Source organism: Streptomyces sp. NA02950, from assembly GCF_013364155.1.
Lineage (GTDB): Bacteria > Actinomycetota > Actinomycetes > Streptomycetales > Streptomycetaceae > Streptomyces.
In genome coordinates, this window is the sequence record NZ_CP054916.1 from 1,510,767 (window position 1) to 1,521,574 (window position 10,808).

The window sequence follows — 10,808 nt, forward strand, 5'->3', positions numbered from 1 at the left end:
GGACCGCACGGGGGGGGGCACGGCCGCCGCTCAGGCCCGCCGGTAGACCGGCGGCCGCTTCTCGGCGAAGGCTTTGGAGCCCTCCGTGGCGTCGGCGGTACCGAAGACCGGCCAGCCGCGCTCGAGTTCCGACTTCAGTCCGTCGGCCTCGGTCATCCGCGCGGTCTCGTAGACGGACGCCTTGACGGCCTCGACGGCCAGGGGGCCATTGGCGTTGATCAACCCGGCGATCTCCAGGGCCCTGTCCAGCGCGGCGCCGTCCTCGACGACATGGCCGATCAGCCCGATCCGGGCGGCCTCCTCGGCGGCGTAGGGGCGTCCGGTGAGCAGCATCTCCAGGGCGTGGGTGTGCGGCACCTGCCGGGCCAGCCGCACGGTGGAGCCGCCGATGGGGAAGAGTCCGCGGCGCACCTCGTAGAGGCCGAAGGTGGCGCCGCGCCCGGCGACCCGGATGTCGGTGCCCTGGAGGATCTCGGTGCCGCCCGCGACACAGTGGCCCTCGACGGCGGCGATCACCGGTTTACGCGGCCGGTGGTGGCGCAGCATGGCCTTCCAGTGGAGGTCCGGGTCGCCCTTGAGGCGGTCGCGGTAGTGCTCTCCGGCCATCCGGCCACCGTCCGCGAGCGCCTTGAGGTCCATTCCGGCGCAGAACACACCGCCCGCGCCGGTGAGCACCACGGACCGCACGGTGTCGTCCGCGTCGGCCTCGAGCCAGCCGTCGTACAGCCCGACCAGCATCGGCAGCGAGAGGGCGTTCTTCGCCTCGGGGCGGTTGAGGGTGAGTACGAGGGTGGCGCCGACGCGCTGCACCACGAGGTGTTCGGTCCCGCTTGTCACGGCAGTCCTCCCGTCTCGACGTGAACAGGTTGCAGGAGGCGGGGAGCGACTTCAAGAGTTATCTGACGTCCAGTCAGATTTCTTGGCCGCGGCCCTTCCCACCTCTCCCCCACGGGTCTGTAATGAGCGCCGGGCCCGCCTCTGTCATGAGCGCCGGGCCCGCCTCGGCGATGAGCGCCGGGCCCGTCCCGGTACCAGGTCAGGAGGAGCCGTGGAGTACAACCTTGCCGACCTGTTCGAGTCGGTCGCCGACACGGTGCCCGGGCGGGAGGCCCTGGTGTACCTCGACCACCCCGGCACCGGACGGGAGCGGAGGCTCAGCTACGCGGGGCTCGACGAGGCGGCCAACCGGATCGCCCACCACCTGCGGGACAGCGGGATCGGGCCCGGTGAACACGTCGGACTCCATCTGTACAACGGGGTGGAGTACCTCCAGACCACCCTGGCCTGTCTGAAGATCCGCGCGGTGCCGGTGAATGTGAACTACCGCTACACGGCGGAGGAGTTGGTCCATCTCTACCGTGACGCCGACCTGGCCGCGCTGGTCTTCGACGCCGAGTTCGGTGAGCGGGTGGCCGCCGCGGTGCCGCGTACGCCCACCCTGCGCCACCTGCTGCGGGTCGGCGAGGGCGACCGCCCGGGCCCGGTGTCGGCCGTGCCGTTCACCGAGGCCGAGGCGGCGGGCCCGGCCGCGCGCGACTTCGCACCGCGCTCCGCGGACGACCGCTTCATCATCTACACCGGCGGCACCACCGGACTGCCGAAGGGGGTGCTGTGGCGTCAGGAGGACCTCTTCTTCTCCGGACTCGGCGGCGGGGCGCCGACCGGCGAACCCGTCGGCCGACCGGAGGAACTGGCCGAGCGGGTGGCGGCGGGCGGCGAGGGCCTGGTCTTCTTCCCCACCCCGCCGCTGATGCACGGCACCTCCACCCTCACCGCGTTCATCGCCTTCCACTACGGTCAGAAGGTGGTCCTGCACCGCAGGTTCACACCGGAGGAGGTGCTGAGGACGATCGAGAAGGAGCGGGTCACCAGCGTCTCGCTGGTCGGTGACGCGATGCTGCGGCCCCTGGTCGACGCGCTGAGCGGCCCCCTGGAGGACCTCGACCGCTCCTCGCTGATCGCCGTCAGCAGTTCGGGCGCGATCCTGTCGGAGACCGTCCGCGCCCGGTTCGCCGAACTGGTGCCGCACGCCACGCTGCTCAACAACTTCGGCTCCTCGGAATCCGGCTTCAACGGCACGGCCACCGCGGACTCCGGCCCCGAGAAGGGCTTCCGGCTGCGGGTCAACGCCCGTACGACCGTGGTCGACCCGGTGACACTGGAGCCCGCCGCGCCCGGGGTGCCCGGCCGTCTCGCCCAGCACGGCCATGTGCCGCTGGGCTACTACAACGACCCGAGGAAGACCGCCGAGACCTTCTTCGCGGCGCGCGGCGAACGCTGGGTGCTGCTCGGGGACATGGCGACGGTCGACGAGGACGGTGTGATCACAGTGCTGGGACGCGGTTCCCAGTGCATCAACACCGGTGGCGAGAAGGTCTATCCGGAAGAGGTCGAACAGGCGCTCAAGGCCCATCCGGACGTGTACGACGCGCTGGTGGCGGGCGTTCCGGACGAGCGCTGGGGCAACCGGGTCGCGGCCGTCGTCCAGCCCCGGGCCGGGGTGACGTCCCTGACCGGCGACGCGGTCAGGGAACACTGCCGCACCCGGCTCGCGGGCTACAAGATCCCCCGTACCGTCGTCTTCACCGACCGGGTCCAGCGCTCCCCCAGCGGCAAGGCCGACTACCGCTGGGCGCGGGCGACGGCCGCCGCCGCGACGGCGACCGGCGCCTGAACGGCCCAGGCGGCTCGGCCCTGTCCGGTGGATGGTGGACCTTATCGGGCCCGCGACGCCTACCGCTGGGAGGTGCCCCCGCACCAGACGCCGCGGGCTGACCCTCAAAGATCCACCGGACAGAACCTACGTGTTGTGGGGCGCGCATCACCGCGTCGCGGCCGGCCCGCGCTCGCACACCGACGGCAGCGAGCGCCCCAGGGCGGCCGTGTGCAGGGCGTCCAGCCGTTTCTCATGGACCGTGAACACCGCCCCGGCCGTCAGCCGTCCCGCGCACGAGGGTGCGGTGCGCGCGGCGGCCGACTCGGCGATGGCCCGCACCAGTTCGCCGTTGATCCGGTTGATCTTCAGCCGGACCCGGGAGAGATCGGGGCGCTCGGTGGGCGCCTGCGACGGATCGGCCTCCCAGCGGCGGTGGAGGCCGCGCTGCACGATCTTGCCCGCCTCGATCTGGTCGCGGAAGATCCGTACGGTCGCCGCGGGGTCCGCGCCCAGCTCCGTGGCCTGCCGGGCGACCGCGTCCAGGACCTGACGCTCCCGCGCGGGGTCCTCGACCGGGCTGTCCGTGCCGAACTTGGCGGCGGCGACCTCGTCCGCGATCAGCAGCCGGTCGGCGGACAGTTCCGCCAGCGGCAGCAGCCGGGACGGGGCGGTGGCGGGGCGGTCCGGCGCGGCGGCGGCCGGGGCCGCGACGGCGGCGGCCGCCCCGGTGGCCAGTACGGCGGTGGTGAGGGCAGCGATCAGCGGACGGCGCGGGGCGCGCGGGAACGGGGACGCTCGCACGGGCGGACCTTTCTCTCGGCGGTCGGTCAGCGGCTGGTCAGCGGTCGGTCGGTGCTCCGGCACCGGGGCGAGCGTAGGGCCCACCGGCCTCTGGCACGATATGGGCGGCCGTTCACGGCCGTGATCGCACACAGCGCGCAACGGGGAGCCCGCCCATGTCCCAGTCCTCGCATCCGCCCTCGCTGCTGGAGAGCAACGCACGCCCGCGGGTCTTCGCCCCGGCCTGGCTGCCGCCCCTCTCCGCCCTGGCCGCGGCCGGTACCGCGTACGCGCTGGGCGACGACCCGCTGACCCGGGTGCTGGTCCCGCTCGCCGTGGCGCTCGGGTGCTGGGCACTGGCCGCCGCCGTCGCACGGCTGCGGCCACCGGTCCGCTGGCGGGTGACCGAGCTGGGGCTGCACAAGCTGCGCGGCGGACGCAATGTGACGACGCATGTCTTCACCGCGGCCCAGCCGCTGGTCCTCACCGTGCCGGAACTGGCCCTGCGCAGACCGCTGGACTACGGGGCGGGCAGGATCGGCGACCTGAGCGTCTCGGGGGCCACCGGGATGCGGATGTCGGCGTTCCCGCTCCATCTCGCGCTGCGACGGCTCGGCATCCCGCTGCGGCTGGCCGACGAGAAGGACGCGGCACCGGGCCAGGCGGCACGCTGGGAGGCCCGGTTCTCCCGCCGCGAGGCGGCGCTGCTCGGCGCGGCGGCCGAGGGCCCGCTGCCCGCGGCCGCCGGGGACACGGTGGAGCTGGTACGGCCCGGACGCGAGGTGCGGACGCGGCAGTTCGCGGGCCGTCTGGTCCCGCTGCTGACGGGCCTGGTCGCGCTCGCGGTGGCCGCCGTGCCGTCCGACGGCGCGGTCCCGGAGCGGGTGACCGGCATCAACGCCTGCGCCGTGCTGGTGCTGGTGTGGACGGCGGGCTCGTACGCGCGGTCGCTGCGCCTCCCGCCGGTGCGGTGGACGATCGGGCCGCGGTCGATCAGGGTGAACGACCCGTGGTTCGGCGCCGTCGAACTGTCCGCGGACCGGATCGCCGCGGTCGTGCCGGAGCGGATCACCGAGGAGACCGCCACCGGCACCACCCGGACCTCGGTGGCCGTCCAGTTCTACGGACATGACCTCACCCTGCTGGGCACCGCGCACTCCGGTGATCTCCCGTGGGCCGAGCTGCTGTCCGTCCTGCGCTCGCGCGGCTACCGCGTCCTGGAGGACGCGCCGGACGGTGACAGCGCCTACGACCTGGACCCCGGCTTCCTGCCCCACCAGGCCGTCCCGGACGGCCGGTTCACCCTCGCCGCCGAGCACATCGGCTGGGAGGGCCCGAGCGGCGCGGTGCGCGTTCCGCGCCCGCGGGTGGGCGCGCTGGAGGTGCACACCCGCTCCGGCCACGCCTGGCTGCGGGTGCGGTCGGCGGACGGCACCGAGGCGCTGTACGCCCCGCTGGCCGCGCTGCGGATCTCCCGGAGTGAACTGCGGGAGCGCGCCCGTACCTTCGGCTATCCGCTGACCGACCCGGAGCACGACGCGTACTCCTCGGCCGCGTTCGCCTCCCTGGCGGCGGGCGCCGCGTATCCGGTCCCGGACCGTACGGCGGCCCAGCCACCGCCTCCGCCCGGCCCGCGGTCCGGCACGGGCGGGCCGGGCGGGCCGGTTGTGGTATCCATGCCCGCGTCGACCCGCTGGTGGTACTACGGCGGCGGCGCCGCGGGCGGGGCGGCCCTCGCCGCGATCCTCGGCGTCAAGCTGCGTCATCTGGTGGACGGTGGCATGTCCTGGCTGGCCTGGGGCCTGCCCGCCGGGCTCGCGCTCGGCGGGCTGCTCGGCCTGCTCCACGACCTGCGGCGGCCCGCCGTGGTGCTCGGCCCGGACGGTGTCCGGCTCGCCGCCCGCGGCGGCCGGGGCGGCACCTCGTGGGCGCACCCCCGCACCGCGGTCGGCGGTGTCGCCGTGGACAGCCACGAGGGTGAGGAGTCGCTGTACGTGTGGTCCACCGCGGGCCAGGTGATCCGCAAGGAGAGCGTCCATGTGCCGGATCCCCAGGAGCTGCGGCGCGGCTGTGAGCGCGCCGGACTCCCCTGGGGCCGCCCGGACTTCGGCCGGGTGAGCCCGCCGCCCGAACTGTGAGCCCCGGCGTCCGCGGCCCCGAGGAGGCGCCCGGGGGACGCTACGGCTCGAGGAAGGCGCCGACGGCGGCCAGGAACTCCTCGGGGCACTGCTGGTGGACCAGATGGCCCGCGTCGATGGTGATCAGACGGCAGTCGGGTATGCGCCGGGCCATGTCGGCCAGCAGTTCCTGGGGGATATGGCTGGCCGGTCCGCCGCCGATCACCAGCGTGGGGGCGGTGATGGCCGAAAGCCCCTCGGTCCAGCCGGGGTCGGGGGTGTTGCGCGCTTCGGTGAACTGGGTTTTCACGGCCCAGTCGAAGACCAGCCGCCCCGCGGGGCGCGGGGGCACCGGGAGCGGCGGATCCTGGGGCAGCAGCGGCGGGGCGTCCTCCAGCACCAGCCGCTCCACCAGGTGCGGATGGCTCTGGGCGAGGAGATAGGCGACCACCCCGCCGTAGGAGTGTCCGATCACCGTGACGGACTCCAGGCCGAGGGCCGCCAGGAATCCGGCGACGTCGTCCCGCACCGGCTCCAGGGCGTAGTCCCCCGGCCAGTCGCTGACACCGTGTCCGCGCAGGTCGAGCGCGTACACCCGGCGGCCCGTGGCGAGCCGCGGCGCGACGGTGAGCCAGTCGACCCCGCCCTCGCCGAGGCCGTGCAGCAGCAGGACGGCCGGATCCCCCGCGGCGCCCCACACCCGGTACGCCAGCTCGATCCCGTCCACCTCGACCGTGTCAAGTGTGTGCATGGAGCAGAGGATACGGCTCGTTTACCGGTGGTCACATGGGGCGCTCGTGTCCTTCCCAGTACGGTGCGCGCAGCCGCCGCTTGTAGAGCTTGCCGTTGGGATCGCGCGGCATCTCGGCGATGAACTCCACGGACCGTGGGCGTTTGAAGCCCGCGAGCCGCTGTGCGCAGTGGGTGAGGAGGTCGTCGGCGAGCGCGGGTCCGGTCGCGTGCCCCTCGGACGGCTCCACGATCGCCTTGACCTGCTCGCCCCAGTCGTCGTGGGGTACGCCGAAGACGGCCGCGTCGGCGACCGCGGGATGGGTGAGCAGCGCGGCCTCGATCTCGGCTGGATAGATGTTGACCCCGCCGGAGATGATCATGTCGATCTTGCGGTCGCGCAGGAAGAGATAGCCGTCCTCGTCGAGGAGGCCGAGGTCGCCCACGGTGAAGTAGTCGCCGATGCGGTTCTTGCGGGTCTTGTTCTCGTCCTGGTGGTAGGAGAAGCCTCCGGTGCTCATCTTCATGTAGACGGTGCCGACGTGCCCGGCCGGGAGCCGTTCGCCGTTGTCGTCGAAGACGGCCAGTTCGCTGATGGGCCACGGTCTGCCCACTGTGCCGGGCTTTTTGAGCCAGTCCTCGGCGGTGGCGAAGGCGCCGCCGCCCTCGCTCGCCGCGTAGTACTCCTCGACACAGCGGCCCCACCAGTCGATCATCGCGCGCTTGATGTGGTCGGGACAGGGCGCGGCCCCGTGGATGGCGTGGCGCATCGAGGACACGTCGTAGGACCGGCGGACCTCCTCGGGCAGCGCCAGCAGCCGGTGGAACTGGGTGGGGACCATATGGGTGTGGGTGCAGCGGTGGGTGTCGATGAGCCGCAGCATCTCCTCGGGCGTCCAGCGGTCCATGATGACCAGGGGATGGCCGATGTGCAGGGAGGAGGTCGCGAACTGGAGGACGGCGGTGTGGTAGAGCGGTGAGCACACCAGGTGGACGTGGTCGGGCTCCTCGGCGCGGGAGGTGACGCCGAAGAAGCGGAGGAAGCCGCCGAGATGGCTCTCCTCCGGGAGTTTCCCGGTCAGCGGACGCCGGATTCCGCGGGGGCGGCCGGTGGTGCCGGAGGTGTAGTTCATCACCCAGCCCAGCTCGCGGTCGGCGGGCGGCTCCCCGGAGTGGCCGTCCAGCAGTGCGGCGTACGGACGGAAGCCCTCGATGGCGCCCACGGCGTAGCGGTGAGCGGCGGGCGGCCCGGCCCGGTCGGCGGCGGCGCGGGCGCGGTCCGCGTACCGCTCGTGGGCGATGAGCACCTTGGCGCCGGAGTCGGCCACGATCCAGGCGATCTCGGGGCCGACCAGATGGTGGTTGACCGGTACGAGATACAGCCCGGCCTGGGTGGCGGCGAGCGCGGCGGTGAGGAACTCCGGCCCGTTGGGCAGCACGACGGCGAACGCGTCGCCGCGCCGCAGCCCGGCGGCGCGCAGTCCGGCGACGAGCCGGTTGCACGCGGCGTGCAGCCGCCCCGCGGTCCACTCCTCGCCGTCGGGGGCCACCAGGACGGTACGGTCCGGCTCCTGTGCGGCCTGGGCCCAGAAGCCGTGCGGGATCTCGCTCATCGGTCCTTCGCCCTCCTCACGCCCGTCCGGTCACGCCCGTCCGGCGATGCGGTTGATGCGGTCGATGGCACGCTCGAATCCTCGGGTCAGGTCGTCGACGACGGCCTGCACGCTGCGGGTGGTGTTCATCCGGCCGACGATCTGGCCGACCGGGGTGCCGAGCAGCGGCTCCACCTCGTACTTCTGGATACGGGAGACGGCCTCGGCGACCAGCAGCCCCTGGAGCGGCATGGGCAGCGGATCCGGTCCGTCCGGGTCGTCCCAGGCGTCCGTCCACGCGGTGCGCAGCTGGCGGGCGGGTTTGCCGGTGAGGGCGCGGGAGCGCACGGTGTCACCGGATCCGGCCGCGAGCAGTTTGCGGGTGAGGGCGGCGGAGTGCAGTTCGGCCTCCTCGGTGGTGAGCCAGACCGAGCCGAGCCAGACGCCCTGGGCGCCGAGTGCGAGCCCGGCGGCGATCTGTTCACCGCTGCCGATGCCTCCGGCGGCGAGCACGGGCAGCGGGTCGACGGCGCTCACCACCTCGGGCGTGAGCACCATGGTGGCGATCTCGCCGGTGTGGCCGCCCGCCTCGTAGCCCTGGGCGACGACGACGTCGAGACCCGCCTCCTGGTGGCGGCGGGCGTGACGGGCGCAGCCCGCGAGCGCGGCCACCAGGACGCCGTGGTCATGGGCGCGGGCGACGACATCGGCGGGCGGTGAACCGAGTGCGTTCGCCAGCAGTCTGACGGGGTGGTCGAAGGCCACCTCGAGCTGGCTGCGGGCGACCTTCTCCAGCCAGCCGGTGATCCGCCAGCCGGACGCCTCGCCCTCGGCCGGCTCCGGCACCCCGTGCCCGGCCAGGGTGTCCGCCACGAATCTGCGGTGGCCTTCGGGGATCATCGCCTCGATGTCGGCCTCGGTCACCCCCTCCACCTGGCGGGCGGGCATCACGACGTCGAGGCCGTAGGGCAGCCCGTCGGTGTGGTGCGCCATCCAGTCCAGATCGCGGGCCAGGTCCCCTGCCGCGCCGTAGCGCACCGCGCCGAGCACCCCGAACCCACCGGCCCGGGTGATCGCCGCGGCGACGGCGGGGAACGGTGTGAAGCCGAAGATGGCGTGTTCCACGCCCAGCCGTGTGCTCAGCTCCGTCCTCATGGGCGGCAGGATGCCGCAGGGCGCCGGACGAGGGAAGAGCTTTTCTGACGGGACGTCAGATAATCTTGTGGTCCGGGTCCGCCATCAGCGCTCCAGTACGGCCATGGCCGCGTTGTGCCCGGGGATTCCGCTCACCCCGCCGCCGCGTACCGCGCCCGCCCCGCACAGCAGCACATTGGCGTGCCGGGTCTCCACCCCCCAGCGGCCGGTGCCCTCCTGTGCGTAGGGGAAGGCCAGGTCCCGGTGGAAGATGCTGCCGCCGGGCAGCCGCAGTTCACGCTCCAGGTCCAGCGGGCTCTTCGCCTCGATGCACGGCCTGCCGTCGGCGTCGGTGGCCAGACAGTCCGCCAGCGGCTCGGCGAGATGGGCGTCGAGCTGGGTGAGGGTGGCCTCCAGCAGCGCCGTGCGCGCCGCGTCGTGGTCCGCCGTGAACAGCCGCGCCGGAGTGTGCAGGCCGAACAGGGTCAGTGTCTGGTAGCCGCGCGCGGCGAGTTCGGGGCCGAGGATCGACGGATCGGTCAGCGAGTGGCAGTAGATCTCCGACGGCGGACGGTGCGGCAGTTCGCCCGCGGCGGCCTGCCGGTAGGCGTCCTCCAGCGCGCCGTAGCCCTCGGCGATGTGGAACGTCCCGGCGAACGCCTCGCGCGGATCGGTGTCCGGATCGCGCAGTGCGGGCAGCCGCCGCACCAGCATGTTCACCTTGAGCTGCGCCCCCTCGGCGGGCGGGGCGGGCGGCGGCTCGCCCAGCAGCCGGGCCAGCTCCCGCGGTGCGGCGCCCACCAGCACATACCGGGCGGCGGCGGTGCCCTCGCCCGCGTCGCCCGATTCGCCCGCGGCGCTCGCGTAGCGCACCTCGGCCGATGTGCCGTCGGTTTCGATCGCGGTCACCTCCCGTCCGGTCTCGATCCGGGCACCCGCCGCGCGGGCCGCGTCCGCGAGCGCGTCGGTGAGCGCCCCCATCCCGCCGACCGGCACATCCCAGTCACCGGTGCCCCCGCCGATCACGTGGTAGAGGAAGCAGCGGTTCTGACGCAGCGACGGGTCATGGGCATGGGCGAACGTGCCGATCAGCGCGTCGGTGAGGACCACACCACGGACGAGATCGTCCTCGAACGCGGCCTCGATCGCCTCCCCCACGGGCCGCTCGAACAACGTCTCCCACGCCGCGTTGTCCCCGATCCGGGTCCTGAGCGCCTCCCGGGTGGGCAGCGGTTCGGTCAGCGTCGGGAAGACCCGTTCGGCGACGCGCCGCGTCATCCCGTAGAAGCGCTGCCAGGCGGCGAACTCGCGCCCGGAGCCGGTCAGCCGGGCGAACGCCTCCCGGGTGCGCCCGCTGCCCGCGGTGTCCACCAGCAGCCCGGTCGGCCGACCGTCCCGCACGGCCGGGGTGTACGAGGACACCGCGCGCTTGCGCACCGCGAACCGCAGCCCCAGGTCGTCCACGATCCGCTGTGGCAACAGGCTGACGAGGTAGGAGTAGCGCGAGAGCCGTGCGTCCACCCCGGCGAACGGCCGGGTGGACACCGCCGCTCCCCCGGTGTGCCCGAGCCGCTCCAGCACCAGCACACTGCGCCCGGCACGGGCCAGATAGGCGGCGGCGACCAGCCCGTTGTGGCCGCCGCCGACGATGACGACGTCGTACGCATCGTGGTGAGGCATGCCCTCTGCCTAGCACGCGCCGATCCCCCCGGCCAGGCTACGGCTGCCGCGGCGCGGCGGCAGACGGGGCGGCGTCGAGCGGGGGACACGGCGGTGACGGGCCCGTCAGGCCCGCACCCC

At 73.5% G+C, this 10,808-nt stretch carries 8 protein-coding genes; 2 read left to right on the plus strand and 6 right to left on the minus strand.

Going from position 1 to position 10,808, the window contains the following annotated elements; all coding sequences use genetic code 11:
- Positions 1 to 30: 30 nt before the first annotated feature.
- Positions 31 to 837, minus strand: coding sequence for a crotonase/enoyl-CoA hydratase family protein (locus HUT19_RS06050; RefSeq protein WP_176179456.1), 807 nt, complete (start codon positions 835 to 837; stop codon positions 31 to 33).
- A gap of 211 nt (positions 838 to 1,048) precedes the next feature.
- Between HUT19_RS06050 and HUT19_RS06055 the strand changes: the two genes are divergently transcribed.
- A complete protein-coding gene (locus HUT19_RS06055; RefSeq protein ID WP_176179457.1) occupies positions 1,049 to 2,674 on the plus strand; it encodes an acyl-CoA synthetase in 1,626 nt (541 codons plus the stop codon).
- Positions 2,675 to 2,821: 147 nt separating this feature from the next.
- Here the strand turns inward: HUT19_RS06055 and HUT19_RS06060 are convergent, their stop codons facing one another.
- Entirely contained in the window at positions 2,822 to 3,457 is a 636-nt protein-coding gene (locus HUT19_RS06060) for a chorismate mutase (RefSeq protein ID WP_176179458.1), read from the minus strand.
- 155 nt (positions 3,458 to 3,612) lie between these two features.
- Here HUT19_RS06060 and HUT19_RS06065 point away from each other — a divergent pair, with 155 nt between their 5' ends.
- On the plus strand, positions 3,613 to 5,574 hold the full coding sequence (locus HUT19_RS06065) for a hypothetical protein (protein WP_176179459.1): 1,962 nt from the start codon (positions 3,613 to 3,615) through the stop codon (positions 5,572 to 5,574).
- A gap of 40 nt (positions 5,575 to 5,614) precedes the next feature.
- Here the strand turns inward: HUT19_RS06065 and HUT19_RS06070 are convergent, their stop codons facing one another.
- From HUT19_RS06070 to HUT19_RS06085, 4 genes are all read right to left on the minus strand, one after another.
- Positions 5,615 to 6,304, minus strand: coding sequence for an alpha/beta fold hydrolase (locus HUT19_RS06070; RefSeq protein ID WP_176179460.1), 690 nt, complete (start codon positions 6,302 to 6,304; stop codon positions 5,615 to 5,617).
- Positions 6,305 to 6,335: 31 nt separating this feature from the next.
- Positions 6,336 to 7,895, minus strand: coding sequence for an acyl-CoA synthetase (locus HUT19_RS06075; protein WP_176179461.1), 1,560 nt, complete (start codon positions 7,893 to 7,895; stop codon positions 6,336 to 6,338).
- Positions 7,896 to 7,925: 30 nt separating this feature from the next.
- Positions 7,926 to 9,029 carry a nitronate monooxygenase gene (locus tag HUT19_RS06080; RefSeq protein WP_176179462.1) on the minus strand — a complete coding sequence of 368 codons (1,104 nt, stop codon included), beginning with the start codon at positions 9,027 to 9,029 and terminating at the stop codon, positions 7,926 to 7,928.
- An 84-nt stretch (positions 9,030 to 9,113) separates the two neighbouring features.
- Entirely contained in the window at positions 9,114 to 10,688 is a 1,575-nt protein-coding gene (locus HUT19_RS06085; protein ID WP_176179463.1) for an NAD(P)/FAD-dependent oxidoreductase, read from the minus strand.
- Positions 10,689 to 10,808: the final 120 nt, after the last annotated feature.